Annotated in this window: 13 protein-coding genes; 11 read left to right on the plus strand and 2 right to left on the minus strand. The window is 73.3% G+C overall.

The window, feature by feature from the left end; genetic code table 11:
* Positions 1-72 precede the first annotated feature (72 nt).
* From AC1Z4A_RS24150 to AC1Z4A_RS24160, 3 genes are read left to right on the plus strand one after another with little or no spacing between them, the layout of a single operon-like run.
* Positions 73-1,008 (plus strand): ABC transporter permease, encoded by a 936-nt coding sequence (locus AC1Z4A_RS24150; protein WP_483681939.1) that lies wholly within the window; start codon positions 73-75, stop codon positions 1,006-1,008.
* Positions 1,008-1,805: an ABC transporter permease gene (locus AC1Z4A_RS24155; RefSeq protein ID WP_483681940.1), complete on the plus strand. Its 798-nt coding sequence runs from the start codon at positions 1,008-1,010 to the stop codon at positions 1,803-1,805. Before AC1Z4A_RS24150 ends, AC1Z4A_RS24155 begins: the two co-directional genes overlap by 1 nt.
* A 5-nt stretch (positions 1,806-1,810) precedes the next feature.
* The gene (locus AC1Z4A_RS24160) at positions 1,811-3,229 is read left to right on the plus strand and encodes an NAD(P)/FAD-dependent oxidoreductase (protein WP_483681941.1); all 1,419 of its coding nucleotides are present in this window, start codon (positions 1,811-1,813) and stop codon (positions 3,227-3,229) included.
* Here AC1Z4A_RS24160 and AC1Z4A_RS24165 read toward each other — a convergent pair.
* Entirely contained in the window at positions 3,132-4,106 is a 975-nt protein-coding gene (locus AC1Z4A_RS24165; RefSeq protein ID WP_483681942.1) for a phosphatase PAP2 family protein, read from the minus strand. The two genes, AC1Z4A_RS24160 and AC1Z4A_RS24165, sit on opposite strands and share 98 nt — an antisense overlap.
* 106 nt (positions 4,107-4,212) lie before the next feature.
* Positions 4,213-5,565, minus strand: coding sequence for a 4-aminobutyrate--2-oxoglutarate transaminase (gabT, locus tag AC1Z4A_RS24170; protein WP_483681943.1), 1,353 nt, complete (start codon positions 5,563-5,565; stop codon positions 4,213-4,215).
* A 281-nt stretch (positions 5,566-5,846) separates the two neighbouring features.
* On the opposite strand from gabT, the gene AC1Z4A_RS24175 reads away from it, so the two are divergent.
* From AC1Z4A_RS24175 to AC1Z4A_RS24210, 8 genes are all read left to right on the plus strand, one after another.
* The gene (locus tag AC1Z4A_RS24175; RefSeq protein WP_483681944.1) at positions 5,847-8,009 is read left to right on the plus strand and encodes an ATP-binding protein; all 2,163 of its coding nucleotides are present in this window, start codon (positions 5,847-5,849) and stop codon (positions 8,007-8,009) included.
* An 89-nt stretch (positions 8,010-8,098) separates the two neighbouring features.
* A complete protein-coding gene (locus AC1Z4A_RS24180; RefSeq protein WP_483681945.1) occupies positions 8,099-9,691 on the plus strand; it encodes a PucR family transcriptional regulator in 1,593 nt (530 codons plus the stop codon).
* Between the two features lie 445 nt (positions 9,692-10,136).
* A complete protein-coding gene (locus AC1Z4A_RS24185) occupies positions 10,137-11,582 on the plus strand; it encodes an aldehyde dehydrogenase family protein (RefSeq protein ID WP_483681946.1) in 1,446 nt (481 codons plus the stop codon).
* A gap of 364 nt (positions 11,583-11,946) precedes the next feature.
* Positions 11,947-13,170, plus strand: a complete 1,224-nt coding sequence (locus AC1Z4A_RS24190) for a sensor histidine kinase (RefSeq protein WP_483681947.1) — start codon at positions 11,947-11,949, stop codon at positions 13,168-13,170.
* Positions 13,167-13,892 (plus strand): response regulator, encoded by a 726-nt coding sequence (locus AC1Z4A_RS24195; RefSeq protein WP_483681948.1) that lies wholly within the window; start codon positions 13,167-13,169, stop codon positions 13,890-13,892. The genes AC1Z4A_RS24190 and AC1Z4A_RS24195 overlap by 4 nt, the downstream gene beginning before the upstream one ends.
* 141 nt (positions 13,893-14,033) lie before the next feature.
* Positions 14,034-15,968 (plus strand): acyl-CoA dehydrogenase family protein, encoded by a 1,935-nt coding sequence (locus AC1Z4A_RS24200; protein ID WP_483681949.1) that lies wholly within the window; start codon positions 14,034-14,036, stop codon positions 15,966-15,968.
* A gap of 85 nt (positions 15,969-16,053) precedes the next feature.
* Positions 16,054-17,328, plus strand: coding sequence for a 1-deoxy-D-xylulose-5-phosphate reductoisomerase (gene dxr / locus AC1Z4A_RS24205; RefSeq protein ID WP_483681950.1), 1,275 nt, complete (start codon positions 16,054-16,056; stop codon positions 17,326-17,328).
* Complete coding sequence (locus AC1Z4A_RS24210) at positions 17,325-18,626, plus strand: M50 family metallopeptidase (RefSeq protein WP_483681951.1); 1,302 nt, start codon at positions 17,325-17,327, stop codon at positions 18,624-18,626. Before dxr ends, AC1Z4A_RS24210 begins: the two co-directional genes overlap by 4 nt.
* Positions 18,627-18,862: the final 236 nt, after the last annotated feature.

The raw sequence follows: 18,862 nt of genomic DNA on the forward strand, positions 1-18,862 counted from the left end.
ACCGGGCCGCAGCCGAACACGAAAGCCGCACCTCTGCGCCTTGCGGGCGGAGAAGCGAACAAAAGGCGCGGCATGATCACCACGACCGTCACCACCGACGAGCCCCCCGCACCCCCCGCAGACAGCCCCCTTCACAAGGCCGTCCGCCGCAAGAAGCTCGTGCCGTACTGGCTGCTGCTCCCCGGCATCCTCTGGCTGCTGGTCTTCTTCGCCGCACCCCTCGTCTACCAGGCGTCGACGTCCGTGCAGACGGGCTCCCTGGAGGAGGGCTTCCGCGTCACCTGGCATTTCGCCACCTACTGGGACGCCCTGACCGAGTACTACCCGCAGTTCCTGCGCTCCGTGGCCTATGCGGCCACCGCCACCGCGCTCTGCCTGCTGCTGGGCTACCCGCTCGCCTACCTCATCGCCTTCAAGGCGGGCCGCTGGCGGACCCTGCTGATGGTCCTCGTCATCGCGCCGTTCTTCACCAGCTTCCTGATCCGCACCCTCGCCTGGAAGACGATCCTCTCCGACGGCGGCCTCGTCGTCTCCACGCTCGACTCCCTGGGCGTCCTCGGCCTCACCGACGCGCTCGGCGCCACCGAGGGGCACCGGCTGCTCGCCACCCCCCTCGCCGTCGTCTGCGGCCTGACCTACAACTTCCTGCCGTTCATGATCCTGCCCCTGTACGCCTCGCTCGAGCGCATCGACAGCCGTCTCCACGAGGCCGCCGGCGACCTCTACGCCCGGCCCTTCACCACCTTCCGCAAGGTGACCTTCCCGCTGTCCATGCCGGGCGTCGTCGCGGGCACGCTGCTGACGTTCATCCCCGCCGCCGGCGACTACATCAACGCCGAGCTGCTCGGCTCCACCGACCAGAAGATGATCGGCAACGTCATCCAGTCCCAGTTCCTGCGCGTCCTGGACTACCCGACCGCCGCCGCCCTGTCCTTCATCCTCATGGCCGTCATCCTCGCCATGGTCACCGTCTACATCCGCAAGTCCGGGACGGAGGAGCTGGTCTGATGGCCACTGTGACGCGCTGGCTGCGCCGCAACCTCGTGGTGATCGCAGGACTGGGCACCCTCGCCTATCTGCTCCTGCCGAACGTCGTCGTGACGGTCTTCTCCTTCAACAAACCCAACGGCCGCTTCAACTACCAGTGGCAGCGCTTCTCCACCGACGCGTGGACGAACCCGTGCGGTGTCGCCGACCTGTGCGGCTCACTCTCGCTGAGCCTGCGCATCGCCCTGTGGGCCACCCTCGGCGCCACCGTCCTGGGCACGATGATTGCCTTCGCGCTGGCCCGCTACCGCTTCCGGGCGCGCTCGTCCGTCAGCACGCTGATCTTCCTGCCCATGGCCATGCCCGAGGTCGTCATGGCCGCCTCGCTGGCCACCCTCTTCCTCAACATGGGCGTCAGCTTCGGCTTCTGGACCATCCTCATCGCCCACGTCATGTTCTGCCTGAGCTTCGTGGTCACCGCCGTCAAGGCCCGGGTCATGAGCATGGACCCCCGGCTCGAACAGGCCGCCCAGGACCTCTACGCCACCCCGCTGCAGACCTTCCTCAGGGTCACCCTCCCGATCGCCGCCCCCGGCATCGTCGCGGGCGCCCTGCTCTCCTTCGCCCTGTCCTTCGACGACTTCATCATCACCAACTTCAACGCGGGCTCGACCGTGACCTTCCCCATGTACGTCTGGGGAGCGGCACAGCGGGGCACCCCCGTGCAGATCAATGTCATCGGAACAGCGATGTTCGCCGTCGCCGTGCTGTGCGTCCTCGCGGCTCAACTGGTCGGGAGACGCCGAAAAAGGAGCTGAGACCCATGGCCACCCGTGCCATGAACCCGAACCCTGTCAAAGCACTCTCCGACGCAACTCCCCGTCCATACTGGCTCGACGACCCCTCCCGGCCGGAGGCGCTCCCCGCGCTCGTCGGCGACGAGCACTGCGACCTGCTCGTCGTCGGCGGCGGCTACTCCGGCCTGTGGACGGCTCTCAACGCCAAGGAGCGCGACCCCGGCCGCGACGTGGTCCTCATCGAGGGCCAGGAGACCGGCTGGGCCGCCTCCGGCCGCAACGGCGGCTTCTGCGCCGCCTCCCTCACCCACGGCTGGGCCAACGGCCTCTCCCGCTGGCCCGCCGAACTCCCCGCCCTCGAACGGCTCGGCCACAGCAACCTCGACGCCATCGAGGCCGCCGTCGCCCGCCACGGCATCGACTGCGACTTCGAGCGCACCGGCGAGATCGACGTCGCCACCGCGCCTCACCAGCTCCGCGAGCTGGCCCGGGCCGCCGAGGAGGCGGCCGCCGCCGGGGTCGCCGGCCACGAGTACCTCGACCGTGACGCCTTACGGGCCGAGGTCGACTCCCCGACCTTCCTGGCCGGCCTCTGGAACCGCACCGGCGTCGCCATGCTGCACCCCGCCAAGCTCGCCTGGGGCCTCAAGCGGGCCTGCCTCCGCCTCGGCGTGCGCATCTACGAGCACACGCCCGGCACCCGGCTCTCCGCGCGCCCCGCCTCCCTCGCCGTCCGCACCCCCTACGGCCGCGTCTTCGCCCGCCGGGCCGCGCTCTGCACCAACGCCTTCCCCTCGCTCGTCAGGCGCCTGAACCCGTACGTCGTGCCCGTCTACGACTACGCCCTGATGACCGAGCCCCTCAGCGGCGAGCAGCTCGCCTCCCTCGGCTGGAAGCGGCGCCAGGGGCTGAGCGACAGCGCCAACCACTTCCACTACTTCCGGCTCACCGCCGACAACCGCATCCTGTGGGGCGGCTACGACATCGTCTACCGCTACGGCGGCGGCGTCCGCGCCGAGTACGACCACCACCCGGCCACCTACCAGCGGCTCGCGGAGCACTTCTTCCGCTGCTTCCCCCAACTCGACGGACTGCGCTTCTCGCACACCTGGGGCGGTGCCATCGACACCTGCTCCCGCTTCTCCGCCTTCTTCGGCACGGCCCACGGGGGCCGCGTCGCCTATGCGCTGGGGTACACGGGCCTCGGTGTCGGTGCCAGCCGTTTCGGCGCCGACGTCATGCTCGACCTGCTCGGCGGTGAGCGTACCGAGCGGACGGCGCTGGAAATGGTGCGCAGCAAGCCGCTGCCGTTTCCGCCGGAGCCGGTGCGGTCGGTGGGCATCGGCATCACGCAGTGGGCGATGACCCGCGCCGACGAGAACGACGGCCGCCGCAACCTCTGGCTCCGCGCCATGGACCGGTTCGGGATCGGTTTCGACAGCTGACGGTCGTTTGCCGGGTGCGGCCCGGTGGGGGGTTGTGCCCACCCTCCCCCATTGCCTGAACGGCATGGGAGGTACCCCCATCGCCCTGCGGAACGACTGCCCACAACCCCCAGAGGACCATGCCCCCCAGGCACCAAGCGCCCACTACATCCAGCGCCCAGTGATACCCGCACCGGACCAGTCCGAGCCCCACCCCCACGTTGAGCAGGACATACGCCGGCACCCACCGCCGCGTACGGAAAACCAGCAGCGCAGCTGCCCCGTACGCCACCGCGGCCGTCGCCGCGTGCCCCGACGGGAAGAAGCCGTCGTGCGGCACGCCCGCCAGGGGGCCCGGCGGGGCCGGCCGCGCGATCCAGGTCTTGAGCGGGACGACCAGCGCGGGGACCGCGGCCATGGCCAGCCCCGCCGCCACCGGCGGCACCCACCGCCGGGGCGCCCCGGAGCGCACGAGCGACCACAGCACGGCGGCCCCGAGCACCGGCAGCGCCACCGTCGTGTTGCCGAGGTCGGCGAGGAACGCGGCCGCGCCCGGCGGCAGCGGGACGGACCGGCTCAGCCGCTCGTCGAGCGTCCGCAGCGGACCGTGCGCGGCCACCTGCCACGCGACGAGGACGAACAGCAGCGCGCACAGCGCCGGGAGAAGGGCGCGGGAAACAGCCGTCGGCCCCGGGAACAGGGGGGAGGTTCCGGGGCCGACGATCCGGTCGGCGTGCCGCGCGCCCCGGGGGGTGTGGGGCGGGCGGCCGTCCGATCGGTGAGGATGTCCGGAGCCGGAGGCTCCAGCGGTGTGCGCGAAGGCACGGCCGGGACAGGACTGGGGAAGTCCCGGCCCGGCATTGCCCGCAGTCCCCTGCGGGCGGGGTGTTTCGTTCATTCGGAGCAACCGTACGGCAGGTAAGGCGGCTCCGGCAGTCGGCTCACCCCTCCACCACCCGCCCCGCACAGGTTCTTCACCGGCGCACAGGGGGGTGAAAGCGGGCTCACAGGCGGGTGAACGCGCCCTCGATGATGTCCAGGCCCTCGTTGAGCAGGTCCTCGCCGATGACCAGCGGGGGCAGGAAGCGCAGCACGTTGCCGTAGGTGCCGCAGGTCAGCACCAGCAGGCCCTCGGCGTGGCATGCCTTGGCGAGCGCGCCGGCCGCCTCCGGGCTGGGCTCCTTGGTGGCCGGGTCCTTCACCAGCTCGATGGCGATCATCGCGCCGCGGCCGCGGATGTCGCCGATGACCGGGAACTTCTCCTGCATCGCGGCGAGGCGGCCCTTCATGACCTCCTCGATGCGCTTGGCCTTGGCGTTGAGGTCCAGCTCGCGCATGGTCTCGATGGCGCCCAGGGCACCGGCGCAGGCCACCGGGTTGCCGCCGTAGGTGCCGCCCAGGCCGCCCGGGTGGGCGGCGTCCATGATCTCCGCGCGGCCGGTGACGGCGGCGAGCGGCAGACCGCCCGCGATGCCCTTGGCGGTGGTGATCAGGTCCGGGACGATGCCCTCGTCCTCGCAGGCGAACCACTGGCCGGTGCGGCAGAAGCCGGACTGGATCTCGTCCGCGACGAAGACGATGCCGTTGTCGTTGGCGAACTTGACCATCGCGGGCAGGAAGCCCTTGGCGGGCTCGATGAAGCCGCCCTCGCCGAGCACCGGCTCGATGATGATCGCGGCGACGTTGTCGGCGCCGATCTGCTTGGTGATCTGGTCGATGGCCTGGGCCGCGGCCTCGGGGCCGCAGTTCTCCGGGCCGGTCGGCCAGCGGTAGCCGTAGGCCACCGGCACCCGGTAGACCTCGGGCGCGAACGGGCCGAAGCCGTGCTTGTACGGCATGTTCTTGGCGGTCAGCGCCATCGTCAGGTTGGTGCGGCCGTGGTAGCCGTGGTCGAAGACGACGACGGCCTGGCGCTTGGTGTACGCGCGGGCGATCTTGACGGCGTTCTCGACGGCCTCGGCGCCCGAGTTGAACAGCGCGGACTTCTTGGCGTGGTCGCCCGGGGTCAGCTCGGCGAGCTGCTCGCAGACCTCCACGTAGCCCTCGTACGGGGTCACCATGAAACAGGTGTGGGTGAAGTCGGCGAGCTGGGCGGACGCGCGGCGCACCACGGCCTCCGCGCTGGCGCCGACCGAGGTCACGGCGATGCCCGAGCCGAAGTCGATCAGGGAGTTGCCGTCGACGTCCTCGATGACACCGCCGCCCGCACGCGTGGTGAAGACCGGCAGCACCGAGCCCACGCCACCGGCGACCACGGCGGTCCGGCGGGCCTGGAGCTCCAGCGACTTGGGGCCGGGGATGGCGGTGACGACGCGGCGCTCCTGGGGGAGGGCGGCGCCTCCGGACAGTGCGGTCATGTAGAGCTCCAGACAGAAAGATATGGGGGCTTTTAGTCGCAGGCTAGGGGCGGGGGAGGAGACGGGGCATGCTCCGTTGGGGAGAAGTGCGCCCCCGCCATTGTCCGCAGCGGACATGGCGGGCCCCGAGGCCGGACCCGGGCGGGGCGGCGGACACCCCGGAGGTGATCATGTCCATGCGACGGGCGTGGCAACGCCGGGGACGCTGAACTCCCCGTCTCGGACCACTAGATTGAGCCGGTCGGACACGTCAGGCACAGCTGGCTGGGGGCGAGGGGCAGATGGACACGGAGGGCACCACCGGGAGCGCGTACGAGGCGCCCGGCACGGCGGACGGCCGGCTGCCGCGCCAGGCCGGGCCCGCCCGGCCGCCCGCCGCGCCGCCCGTACCGCCCCGCCCCGCCGCCCCGCCCGCGGCCGGGACCGGCCCCGAGCCGCCGTTCCTGGCCTGGCTGCGCACCCCGCGCCCGCCCGCCGGGCCCGGCATCTGGAAGTTCGGCCACCGCCCCCGGCCGCCGGAGGAGCCCGACCGCATCCCCGGGCGGCAGCTGCTCAGCGGCGCGATCATCTCCCTGCTCTGCGGCTGGCTGCTGTGGTCGCTGCTGTGGAACGGCTACCTCGGCCACTACTGGATCTGGCCGCTGTTCGCCCTGACCCCGGACTCCTGGCGGCACGGCGGCATGCTCGCCGTGTGGGTCGTGTACGGCTACTACACGCTGTGCGCCCTCGTCCTGGTCGTCGTCTTCGGCCGGCTCGGCCGCTGGACCCAGGTCTGGCGCCGCTGGGCCGTCCCCGCCCTGGGCCGCCTGTGGGACGACTCCGGCGACGCACCGCCCCCCGTCCCCGAGCCGCAGCAGGACCCCGTCGAGTGGCCCGCGCTCCGCGCCGCCGGGGCCCACGACGCCGCCGACCGGCTGGCCGCGGACGCCCGCGCCGGGCTGATGAACGACGTCGACCTCGCCCGCATCGAGCGCGCCTGGCAGACCGTGCGCACCCGCCCCGGCCGCCTCGCGTCCTTCACCGACACCGTGCTGCGGCACGGCGCCGCCGCCTGCGCCCACCCCTCGGGCACCCGCGACCTGCCCGTGCGCGCCGCCGAGCACGACCTCGTCACCGGCCAGGTCCGGCTCGGCACGGCCCCCGACGACGAGCGCAATCCGTACGGGCACCGGGGCACCGGCTGCGCCCTCGACCCGGGCCTGCTGGGCACCTCGCTGCTCGCCGTCGGACCGCCCGGCTGCGGCAAGACCGACCGCCTGGTGCGGCCCGTCCTGGAGTCGCTGTGCCTCCAGGCGCTCGCCGGGCGGGCGGCCGTCGTCGCCGTGGGCGCGGCGGGCGCCGGGCTCGCACCGGACGAGGCCTTCGACGTCGTGGTGCGGATCGGCCGGCCGGACTCGGCCTACGACCTCGACCTCTACGGCGGCACCGACGACCCCGACGAAGCAGCGGCCGTCCTCGCCGAAGGGCTCGTCGGCGACCTCGCCGCGGGGCTCCCCGGCGCCGACGGCCGGCGGGCCGCGACCGCCCTCGCCCAGCTCCTCGGCCCCTGGCGGGCCGCCCACGGCCGCTTCCCGTCCGTACCCGAGCTGCGGGAACTCCTCGACGGCTCGCCCTCCGCCGTCGGCGCGCTGCGGGCCGCCCTGGAGAAGGGCGGGCACGAGTCCCTCGCCCGCGAGCTGGACGCCCGCGAGCGCCAGGCGCACCGGCCCGGCGACCCGGGACCCCTGCTGGCCGACCGGCTCGCCCTGCTCGACCGGCCCGCCTTCGCCGGCTTCTTCGACACCGCCCGGCCCGGCCGCACCTTCTCCCTGCGCAGCCTCGAACACCCGCTGAGGGTCCGGATCGACCTGCCCGAACGCGGGCACGCCGAGGCCTCCCGGATGCTGGCCCGGCTCGTCCTCGCCCAGTTCACCGAGTGCGCCGTCGGGCGCGGCGACCGCTCGCTGTTCGCCTGCCTCGTCCTCGACGACGCCACCCACGCCGTCACCCCGGAGACCGTGCGCGGCCTCCAGCGGCTGCGCTCCGCCCATGCGGGCGCCGTGCTCACCCTGCGCACCCTCGACGACGTGCCCGAGGGGCTGCGCAGCGCGCTGCTCGGCTCGGTCGGCTGCCGGATGGCGTTCTCCGGGGTGACCACCTGGGACGGGGCCCGCTTCGCCGAGGTCTGGGGCAAGGAGTGGGTCGAGACCCGCGACGTCACCGACCGGCAGGTCATCGCCCACGAGCCCATCACCCGGGTCACCCACGTCGTGCGGCGCGTGATCACCGGCCGCGCGGTCACCGCCCAGTCCGTGACCGTGCGCAAGGTGGAGCGCGAGCGCTGGTCCGCGTCCGAGCTGGCGCACTCCGTCCCCGCCGGGCACGCGGTGCTCTCCGTGACGTCCGTACGGGGCGGCAGTACGCCGCCGGTCCTGGTCGACCTGGGGAACCGAGCGCTCCACTGAGGCAGAATCGGTCACAGCCGTTCATACGCGACGGCACTTGTCGGTTTCCCACGACGACCCGCCGACGACCCGCTCCACCCGAAGGTGCCATGCCCCCCACGCTCGCCTCACTCGTCCATCACTCCGCGCTCAAGCTCACCGTGCTCGCGGGCGGGGACCGGCTGGACACCCCCGTCCGCTGGGCGCACGTCAGCGAGCTGGCCGACCCCGTGCCGTGGATGGACGGCGGCGAGCTGCTGCTGATCACCGCCATGAAGATCGACGCCGAGGACCCCGAGGCCATGCGCCGGTACGTGCGCCGGCTCGTCCGGGCCGGGGTGGCCGGGCTCGGCTTCGGCGTCGGCGTCAACTACGAGCAGGTGCCGCACGCCCTGGTCGGCGCGGCCGAGGAGGAGGGGCTGCCGCTGCTGGAGGTGCCGCGCCGCACCCCCTTCCTCGCCATCACCAAGGCCGTCTCCGCGGCCCTCGCCGCCGACCAGTACCGCGCGGTGACCGCCGGCTTCGAGGCCCAGCGCGAGCTGACCCGGGCCGCGCTCGCCCCCGAGGGGCCCGCCGCGCTGCTCGCCCGGCTCGCCGCGCACCTCGGCGGCTGGGCCGCGCTCTACGACGCCTCGGGCGCGGTCGTCGCCGCGGCCCCCGAGTGGGCCGCACGCCGGGCCGCCCGGCTGAGCGACGACGTCGCGCGGCTGCGCGAGCGCCCGGCACCGGCCAGCGCCGTCGTGGGCCCGGACCCCGAGGCGGAGGGCGGCGACCGGGTCGAACTGCAGTCCCTGGGCTCGGGTCGGCGCGCCCGGGGCGTCCTCGCCGTCGGCACGGACGAGCCGCTGGGCACCGCCGGGCGCTACGCCGTGCACTCCGCGGTCGCCCTGCTCACGCTCACCACCGAGCGCTCCCGCACCCTCCAGGACGCCGAGCAGCGGCTCGGCGCGGCGGTGCTGCGGATGCTGCTGGCGGGCGAGCCGGAGCATGCGCGGGCCGTCGCCGGGGAGCTGTACGGGAGCCTGCTGGACGCCCCCTTCCGGATGCTCGTCGCGGAGGCGACCGAGGGCGCGGCCGACGCCGACGCGGTGCTGGGTGAGCTGGCCGATGCGGTGGAGACCGCGGCGAGCCGGGCGGCGGAGGCGGTGCTGGCCGTGCCCGAGGGGAACCGCTTCGTCGCCCTCCTGCCGGACGGCGGGGCCGGGGTGGCCGCGGTGACCGGGTACGCGTCCGGGGCCGAGGCCCGCCGGGTGGCGGCCCCCGAGCCCGTCGCCCCCGGGACGGCCCTGGGCCTCTCCGCCCCCGTCGCCCCGCCGGCCGCCGGGGCCGCCTTCCGCCAGGCCGAGCAGGCCCTGTCCGTGGCCCGCCGCCGCGGCCGGGTGCTGGTCGAGCACGAGGAGGTGGCCACGGGGTCGGTGCTGCCGCTGCTGGCCGACGACGCGGTGCGGGCGTTCGCGGACGGCATGCTGCGGGCGCTCCGCGAGCACGACGCGACCGGGCGCGGCGACCTGGTCGCCTCGCTGCGGGCCTGGCTCGCCCGGCACGGGCAGTGGGACGCGGCGGCGGCGGATCTCGGGGTGCACCGGCATACGCTGCGCTACCGGATGCGGCGGGTGGAGGAGATTCTGGGGCGGTCGCTGGACGATCCCGACGTCCGGATGGAGCTGTGGCTGGCGCTGAAGGCGACGTCGGAACCGGCGTAGGCCTCGGCCGGCCGGGGTTGCGGCCGGTTCGGGTCGCGGCCGGTTCGGCACCGCCGGGTGCGAAGCCGGTGGCTGATCGCCGTTGCGGCGGGGTTTTGTCCCCAGTCCCGCCCCTTCCCGAAACCGGGGCTCCGCCCCGGACCCCGGGGTGGGTGGGTGAAGCCCTGGTTCCCACCCTCCCCGGGGGTCTGGGGGCTTGCCCCCCTCGCGCGGCGGAGCCGCAAATCGACACAGCCGGGAAGGGGCGGGACCGGGGCTTCTCTCTCCGCCGCGACGGCGCGCAACCCCCACCGGGGGACTCGGCGGTGCCGAACCCACCCCCTCCGCACCGCGCCATTGCGGCGCACCCGCACCGGACAGCGCTCCATGACGGACAAGCACCCCCACCCCGTCCCCCACCTACCGTGGGGGAGCCACATTCGTCTGCACCCCCCGGAGGGAATCCGTGACTGCTCCCCACGCGTTCTGGCTGGCCGGCCGCGAGGCCACCGGCGAGGAGACCTTCGACGTCACGAACTCCTGGGACGGCCGCCTCGTCGGCACCGTCAGCGTGCCCACCGAGGCCCAGGTCGAGGAGGCCGTGGCCGCCGCGCACGCCGTGCGGGACGAGTTCGCGGCCACCCCCGCCCACGTGCGGACCGCCGCCCTCGACCACGTCGCCAAGCGGCTCACCGAGCGCACCGAGGAGATCGCCCAGCTGATCTCCGCCGAGAACGGCAAGCCCATCAAGTGGGCCCGCGGCGAGGTCGCCCGCGCCGTCTCCGTGTTCCGCTGGGCCGCCGAGGAGGCCCGCCGCTTCAACGCCGGGGACGCCCAGCGCCTGGACACCGACGCCGGCGGCACCGGCCGCCTCGCACTCACCCGCCGCATCCCGCGCGGCACCGTCCTCGGCATCGCGCCCTTCAACTTCCCGCTCAACCTGGGCGCCCACAAGGTCGCCCCGGCCATCGCGGTCGGCGCCCCGATCATCCTCAAGCCCGCCCCGGCGACCCCGATCTCCTCCCTCGTCCTGGGCGAGATCCTCGCCGAGACGGACCTGCCGGCCGGCTCCTGGAGCGTGCTGCCGGTGCCCAACGACCGGATGCCCGCCCTCGTCCAGGACGAGCGGCTGCCCGTCATCTCCTTCACCGGCTCCGGCCCGGTCGGCTGGTCGATCCTCGACTCCGTGCCGCGCAAGCACGTGACCCTCGAGCTGGGCGGCAACGCCGCGGCCGTCGTCCTCGCCGACTGGTCCTCGGAGGCCGACCTGGACTGGGCGGCGCAGCGCGTCGCCACCTTCTCCAACTACCAGGGCGGCCAGTCCTGCATCTCCGTGCAGCGCGTCATCGCCGACGCCTCGCTCTACGAGCGGCTGCTGCCGAAGGTCGTCGCCGCCGTCGAGGCGCAGGTGACGGGCGACCCGTCGGACGACGCCACCGACGTCGGCCCGCTGGTCAGCGAGGACGCCGCCAAGCGCGTCGAGTCCTGGGTGGACGAGGCCGTCGCGGCGGGCGCCAAGCTCCTCGCGGGCGGCAAGCGCGAGGGCGCCACCTACGCCCCGACCGTGCTCGCGGACGTCCCGGCCGATGTGACGATCGCCTGCGAGGAGGTCTTCGGCCCGGTCCTGACCATCAGCAAGGCGGACGGCGAGGAAGCCGCGTTCGCCGCGGTCAACGACTCCCCGTACGGCCTCCAGGCGGGCGTCTTCACGCACGACGTCCAGACCGCCTTCCGTGCGCACCGCGCGCTGGAGGTCGGTGGCGTGGTCATCGGCGACGTGCCGTCCTACCGCGCGGACCAGATGGCGTACGGCGGTGCCAAGAAGTCCGGCGTAGGCCGCGAGGGCGTGCGCTACGCGATGGACGACTACACCTACGAGCGGGTTCTCATCCTGACGGGACTGAACCTGTAGGACGGGACTGAACCTGTGGGACGGGTTGAGCCCGTGACACGGGTTTGAACCTGTAACAGCGTCAAACGGTCGCCGCAGTGCGCTCCGGTCGGCACCCTCGGTGCGGCCGGAGCGCACTGCGTTCCCCCGTTGCTCCCCCGTCCGCCGGTGCGTCCCCTGTGCATCCCCGCACATCCGCTCGCACCGACACGGAGGACGCTACGCGGGGACGGCGGCCGCGGTCGTCCCGTAACGGGTGGAGTTCCGCCCCGAACTCCCGCGGTAGGGCGGCCCCCCGACCACCCGGTCTCCAACCAGCGCAGTAGGCAGGACTGACTCCGCTCGATCGATGTCCCGCCTCCCAGCGCGCCGTTACGCTGCGGCGATGCAGAAGCTGCGGGCGCTGGAACGGCATGCCGGGAGGTGGCCGCGGGCGACGCTGGACGTGTCGATGGCGGTCTGCTGCACGGTTGTGGCACTGAATCTGGGACGAGTGCAGCCTCCGGCGGGCTGGGCGCCGCTGGACGCGCACGGCTACGTGCTCACCGCCGTGACCAACATGGCCGTGGCGGCGCGCAGGCGGGCCCCGGCCACGGTCTTCCTGATCGTCACCGCGCTGTGGCTGCTCCACATCGCCCTGGGCTACTGGCCCGTCGTCGACTCGAACGTCATGATGCTCGCCGCCTACACCGTCGCGGCCGAACGCACCCTGGCCGTCACGGTCGTGTGCGCGCTCGTGGGCTGGGCGGCCTGCATGGTCGCGGCGATGTCGAGTGCGCACCCCGACGTGTGGACCGCGACCGTGCACTCCACCATCACCCCCCTCGCCCTGTGGTGGTTCGGCCGCACCGCCCACCGCCTGACCGAGCGCAACGCCCAGCTGTCCGCCGTCACCGAGCAGCTCCGCCGCGAACAGGCGGAGAACGCCCGGCGCGCGGTGGCCGAGGAGCGGGTCCGGATCGCCCGCGAGCTGCACGACGTGGTGGCCCACCACATCTCCGTCATCTCCGTGCAGGCCGGGCTCGCCCACTACGTCTTCACCAGCGACGCCGCCACCGCCCGGAACGCGCTCGGGACCATCTCGGCCACCAGCGGCGAGGCCCTGGAGGAGATGCGCCGCCTGCTGGCCGTTCTGCGCGTGGACCCCGAGGGCGCCGTCGACGGCACCGGCGACGCGCCGTACCAGCCGGCGCCCGGGCTCGACCGGCTGGAGGAGACGGCCGCCCGCGTACGGGCCGCGGGCGTGGCCGTGGAGCTGGAGGTGGTGGGGGAGCGGCGGCCGCTGCCGCCGGGCCCCGACCTGTGCGCGTACCGCGTGGTGCAGGAGGCCCTCACCAACGTCATCAAGCACGCCCGGCCCGCCGCCGCCACCGTCCGCGTCGAGTTCCGGCCCGGCCGGCTGGCCGTCCGGGTCACCGACGACGGGCGGGGAACGGTTCCGGCCATCCACGCGCCGTCGGCCGGACACGGCTTGATCGGCATGCGCGAGCGGGCCAGGATCTACGGGGGCACCCTGGCCGCCGGGCCCCGCGACGGGGGCGGATTCGAGGTCAGACTGACCCTCCCCCTCCAGTCGGCGGCGGCACGGGAGAAGGGGGACGGGGGATGACCGGGACGACCGTGAACGGCGACCCGGGCGCCGCGGCGGACGCGGCGCCCGGCATACGCGTCCTCGTCGTGGACGACCAGATCCTCATCCGGGCGGGCGTCGCCGCCCTGCTGCGCGCCGCGCCCGGCACAAGCGTCGTGGGCGAGGCCGCCGACGGCGCGGAGGCCGTCGCGCTGGCCGCCGAGTACCGCCCCGACGTGATCCTCATGGACATCCGCATGCCCGGCCTCAGCGGCATCGCCGCCACCGAGCGCATCCTCGCGGCCGCCCCCGAACCCGCGCCCCGGGTCCTCGTCCTGACCACCTTCGACCTCGACGAGTACGTCTACGCGGCGCTCCGCGCGGGCGCCTCCGGCTTCCTCCTCAAGGACGCGAGCCCGCAGCGGCTGCTGGCCGCCATCGCGGCCGTGGCGGGCGGCGACACCCTCTTCGCACCCTCCGTCACCCGGCGCCTCGTCGAGGCGTTCGCCCGGCGGCACGCCGACCCCGGGCCGCCGCCCGCCGCCGGCCTGGACGCGCTCACCGGCCGCGAGCTGGAGGTGCTGCGCTGCACCGCGCGCGGCCTGTCGAACCTCGAGATCGCCGCCGAGCTGGTCATCAGCGAGGCCACGGTCAAGACCCACCTGAACCGGGCCATGGCCAAGCTCGGCCTGGCCAGCCGCGCCCAGGCGGTGGTCGTCGCCTACGAGAGCGGCCTGGTCACCCCCGGCGCACAGCACTGACCCCGCGCCCCCGCACACCACCCGGGCCGGAACCGTGCGCGGGGTCTGGTAGACCCCCACCGGATCGGGTACATACGGTCGAGTAGCACCGGTCGGTAGTCGACCGGGAGACCCGCCCCGACTCACGCGGTGAGGTGCCTGATGTCCGCACCATCCGTACGACCGGTCTCCGAGCGCGAAGCGCGCCAGGTCGCCGAAGCGGCCCGGGAGCAGGACTGGAAGAAGCCCAGCTTCGCCAAGGAGCTCTTCCTCGGCCGGTTCCGCCTCGACCTCATCCACCCGCATCCCACCCCGGCGCCGGACGACGTCCGGCGCGGCGAGGAGTTCCTCGCCAAGCTGCGCGACTTCTGCGAGACGCGCATCGACGGCGCCCGCATCGAGCGCGAATCGCAGATCCCCGACGAGACGGTGAACGGGCTCAAGGAGCTCGGCGCCTTCGGCATGAAGATCGACACCAAGTACGGGGGCCTCGGCCTCACCCAGGTCTACTACAACAAGTCCCTCGCCCTCGTGGGCTCCGCCAGCCCCGTCGTCGGCGCCCTGCTCTCCGCCCACCAGTCCATCGGCGTGCCCCAGCCGCTGAAGCTCTTCGGCACCCAGGAGCAGAAGGACGCCTTCCTGCCCCGCTGCGCCCGCACCGACATCACCGCCTTCCTGCTCACCGAGCCGGACGTGGGCTCCGACCCGGCCCGGCTGGCCACCTCCGCGGTGCCCGACGGCGACGACTACGTCCTCGACGGCGTCAAGCTGTGGACCACCAACGGCGTGGTCGCCGACCTGCTCGTCGTGATGGCCCGGGTGCCGCGGAGCGAGGGCCACAAGGGCGGCATCACCGCCTTCGTCGTGGAGGCGGGCGCCGAGGGCGTCACCGTGGAGCGGCGGAACGCCTTCATGGGCCTGCGCGGCATCGAGAACGGCGTCACCCGCTTCCACCAGGTCCGGGTCCCGGCCGCCAACCGCATCGGCCCCGAGGGCTCCGGCCTGAAGATCGCGCTGACCACGCTGAACACCGGCCGGCTGTCCATCCCCGCGATGTGCGTCGCGAACGGCAAGTGGGCCCTGAAGATCGCCCGCGAGTGGTCCACCGCCCGCGAGCAGTGGGGCAAGCCCATCGCACGGCACGAGGCCGTCGGCGCGAAGATCTCCTTCATCGCCGCGACCACCTTCGCCCTGGAGGGCATCCTCGACCTCTCCAGCCAGATGGCCGACGAGGACCGCAACGACATCCGCATCGAGGCCGCCCTCGCCAAGCTCTACGCCAGCGAGATGGCGTGGCTGATCAGCGACGAGCTGGTCCAGATCCGCGGCGGCCGGGGCTACGAGAGCGCCGACTCCCTCGCTGCCCGCGGCGAGCGCGCCGTGCCCGCCGAGCAGATGCTGCGCGACTCGCGCATCAACCGCATCTTCGAGGGCTCCACCGAGATCATGCACCTGCTCATCGCCCGCGAGGCCGTGGACGCCCACCTGTCCGTCGCCGGTGACCTCATCGACCCCGACAAGTCCCTCGGCGACAAGACCAGGGCGTGCGCCCGGGCCGGCGGCTTCTACGCCCGCTGGCTGCCCAAGCTCGTCGCCGGGCCCGGCCAGCTGCCCCGCAGCTACTCCGAGTTCCACCCGGCCGGGCACCGCGACCTCTCCGGCCACCTGCGCTTCGTCGAGCGCGCCTCCCGCAGGCTCGCCCGCTCCACCTTCTACGCCATGTCGCGCTGGCAGGGCCGCATGGAGACCAAGCAGGGCTTCCTGGGCCGCATCGTCGACATCGGCGCCGAGCTGTTCGCCATGAGCGCGGCGTGCGTGCGCGCCGAGCACCTGCGGGTCCGCGGCGACCACGGCAGCGAGGCGTACGAGCTGGCCGACGCCTTCTGCCGGCAGTCCCGCATCCGTGTGGAGGAGCTGTTCCGCCGGCTGTGGGCCAACACCGACGAACTCGACCGCAAGGTCGTCTCCGGGGTGATGGCCGGGTCGTTCGAGTGGCTGGAGGGCGGCATCGTCGACCCCAGCGGCGAGGGCCCCTGGATCGCCGACGCCACCCCCGGCCCGTCCAAGGCCGACAACGTCCACCGTCCCATCCGCTGACCCCAGGCCGCCCCCCGGGCGGACGAATGCCGCATCGCCGGGACGCCCTGTCGGGCGCGCCCGCCGGTGCGGCCACAATGGGGGGATGACGGACTCCCTCGCTGACCCCCACCTGCGCTACTCCGCACCGCACCGCACCGACGGCGGCCCGCGCGAGATCGTGATCCTCGGCTCGACCGGCTCGGTCGGCACCCAGGCCATCGACCTGGTGCTGCGCAACCCCGAGCGCTTCACGGTGACCGCGCTGTCCGCCGCCGGCGGCCGCGTGGAACTCCTCGCCGAGCAGGCCCGGCAGCTGAGAGTGCGCGCGGTCGCGGTCGCGCAGGAGGACAAGGTGCCCGCGCTGCGCGAGGCCCTGGCCGCGCAGTACGGGACCGAGCCGCTGCCCGAGATCCTCGCGGGCCCCGACGCGGCCACCGAGCTGGCCCGCAGCGAGTGCCACACGGTGCTCAACGGCATCACCGGCTCCATCGGCCTGGCCCCCACCCTGGCCGCCCTGGAGGCGGGTCGCACCCTGGCCCTGGCCAACAAGGAGTCCCTGATCGTCGGCGGCCCGCTGGTCAAGGCCGTCGCCAAGCCCGGCCAGATCATCCCCGTCGACTCCGAGCACGCCGCCCTCTTCCAGGCGCTGCTCGGCGGCACCCGCGCCGAGGTCCGCAAGCTGGTGGTCACCGCCTCCGGCGGGCCCTTCCGCGGCCGTACGAAGGCGGAGCTGGCCACGGTCACCCCCCGGGACGCCCTGGCCCACCCCACCTGGTCCATGGGCCCGGTGATCACGATCAACTCCGCCACCCTGGTCAACAAGGGGCTCGAGGTGATCGAGGCCCACCTGCTCTACGACATCCCCTTCGACCGCATCGAGGTCGTCGTCCACCCGCAGTCCTATGTCCACTCGATGGTGGAATTCACGGACGGTTCCACGCTCGCCCAGGCCACCCCGCCGGACATGCGCGGACCGATCGCCATCGGCCTCGGCTGGCCCGAGCGGGTGCCCGACGCCGCCCCGGCCTTCGACTGGTCCCAGGCCTCCACCTGGGAGTTCTTCCCGCTCGACACCGAGGCGTTCCCGTCCGTCGGCCTGGCCCGGCACGTGGGTGCCCTCGGCGGCACCGCCCCGGCCGTCTTCAACGCCGCCAACGAGGAGTGCGTCGACGCGTTCCTCGGCGGACACCTGCCGTTCAATGGGATCGTGGACACAGTCGCCGAGGTGGTGGCGGAGCACGGCACCCCGGCCACGGGAACCCGGCTGACCCTCTCGGACGTCCTGGAAGCGGAGACCTGGGCACGTGCCCGGGCCCGCGAACTGGCGGCCCGCACGGCCGCCCGTACGGCGGAAGCGACATCGGAGGCCCGCGCATGACAGCACTGATGACCATCCTCGGGATAGTCGTCTTCGTGGTGGGCCTGCTCTTCTCCATCGCCTGGCACGAGCTGGGCCACCTCTCGACCGCGAAGCTGTTCGGCATCCGGGTGCCGCAGTACATGGTCGGCTTCGGGCCGACGATCTTCTCGCGGACGAAGGGCGAGACCGAGTACGGCATCAAGGCCGTCCCGCTCGGCGGCTACATCCGCATGATCGGCATGTTCCCGCCCGGCGAGGACGGCAAGATCAGCGCGCGTTCCACCTCGCCCTGGCGCGGCATGATCGAGGACGCCCGCTCCGCCGCCTACGAGGAGCTGCGCCCCGGCGACGAGACGCGGATGTTCTACACGCGCAAGCCCTGGAAGCGCGTCATCGTGATGTTCGCGGGACCGTTCATGAACCTGGTCCTCGCTGTGGCGGTGTTCCTGGGCGTGATGATGTCCTTCGGCGTGAACACGCAAACCACGACGGTCTCCGCCGTCTCGGACTGCGTGGTGAAGGCCAGCGCGCAGACGGACAAGTGCAACAAGGGCGACAAGGACTCCCCGGCCAAGGCCGCCGGGCTCAGGCCGCGCGACCGGATCGTGGCCTTCAACGGCCACAAGGCCGGCGACTGGTCCACCCTCCAGAAGGACATCCGCAAGACCACCGGCCCCGCCACGATCACCGTCGTCCGGGACGGGCAGGAGAAGACCCTCTCCGCGGACCTGATCTCCAACCAGGTCCAGAAGTACGACAGCAAGGGCGCCCCCATCAAGGGCCAGTACGTCACCGCGGGCTTCCTCGGCTTCACGCCCGCCACCGGCGTCGTCAGGCAGTCGTTCGGCCAGTCGGTCGACCGTATGGGCGATATGGTCCAGTCCGGCGTCGAGTCGCTGGTCGCCCTGCCCGGCAAGATCCCCGACCTCTGGAACGCCGCCTTCGACGGCGGCGAGCGCAAGGCGGACTCGCCGATGGGCGTCGTCGGCGCGGCCCGGGTGGGCGGCGAGGTGTTCAACCTCGACATCCCGCCGTCGCAGCAGATCGCGACCATGCTGTTCCTGGTCGCGGGCTTCAACCTGTCGCTGTTCCTGTTCAACATGCTGCCGCTGCTGCCGCTGGACGGCGGGCACATCGCCGGGGCGCTGTGGGAGTCGGTGCGGCGGGCCGTCGCCAAGGTCTTCCGGCGCCCGGACCCGGGCCCGTTCGACGTGGCGAAGCTGATGCCGGTCGCCTATGTGGTCGCAGGGATCTTCGTTTGCTTCACCCTGCTGGTGCTCATCGCTGATGTGGTGAATCCGGTTCGGCTGACGTAGGGGGTTGGGGGCGCCTGCGGCCCCCCGTACCCCCCTGCTTTCGGGGGCTCCGCCCCCGGAGCCCCCGGTTCTCGAACGCCGGACAGGCTTGAAGGCCCGTCCGCGGGGGTGTGAGGGGGCGCAGCCCCCTGAGAAACGGTGAAAGGGCGGGACCGGGGCACAGCCCGCCGCAGGCGCCCCGCACCCCCGCAGCCGTACCGGCTGATGTGCCCCGAGGGGATCCGGTGCCGTAACCT

The sequence above is a fragment of the Streptomyces sp. 17_S59 genome, from assembly GCF_056930295.1.

Excerpts from the sequence above, each read along its gene's own strand:
- AC1Z4A_RS24150 (WP_483681939.1), top strand. The coding sequence starts at position 73 with ATGATCACCACGACCGTCACCACCGACGAGCCCCCCGCACCCCCCGCA.
- AC1Z4A_RS24200 (WP_483681949.1), top strand. The coding sequence starts at position 14,034 with ATGTCCGCACCATCCGTACGACCGGTCTCCGAGCGCGAAGCGCGCCAG.
- AC1Z4A_RS24155 (WP_483681940.1), top strand. The coding sequence starts at position 1,008 with ATGGCCACTGTGACGCGCTGGCTGCGCCGCAACCTCGTGGTGATCGCA.
- AC1Z4A_RS24160 (WP_483681941.1), top strand. The coding sequence starts at position 1,811 with ATGGCCACCCGTGCCATGAACCCGAACCCTGTCAAAGCACTCTCCGAC.
- AC1Z4A_RS24180 (WP_483681945.1), top strand. The coding sequence starts at position 8,099 with ATGCCCCCCACGCTCGCCTCACTCGTCCATCACTCCGCGCTCAAGCTC.
- AC1Z4A_RS24190 (WP_483681947.1), top strand. The coding sequence starts at position 11,947 with ATGCAGAAGCTGCGGGCGCTGGAACGGCATGCCGGGAGGTGGCCGCGG.
- AC1Z4A_RS24210 (WP_483681951.1), top strand. The coding sequence starts at position 17,325 with ATGACAGCACTGATGACCATCCTCGGGATAGTCGTCTTCGTGGTGGGC.
- gabT (WP_483681943.1), bottom strand. The coding sequence starts at position 5,565 with ATGACCGCACTGTCCGGAGGCGCCGCCCTCCCCCAGGAGCGCCGCGTC.
- AC1Z4A_RS24165 (WP_483681942.1), bottom strand. The coding sequence starts at position 4,106 with ATGAACGAAACACCCCGCCCGCAGGGGACTGCGGGCAATGCCGGGCCG.
- dxr (WP_483681950.1), top strand. The coding sequence starts at position 16,054 with ATGACGGACTCCCTCGCTGACCCCCACCTGCGCTACTCCGCACCGCAC.
- AC1Z4A_RS24195 (WP_483681948.1), top strand. The coding sequence starts at position 13,167 with ATGACCGGGACGACCGTGAACGGCGACCCGGGCGCCGCGGCGGACGCG.
- AC1Z4A_RS24175 (WP_483681944.1), top strand. The coding sequence starts at position 5,847 with ATGGACACGGAGGGCACCACCGGGAGCGCGTACGAGGCGCCCGGCACG.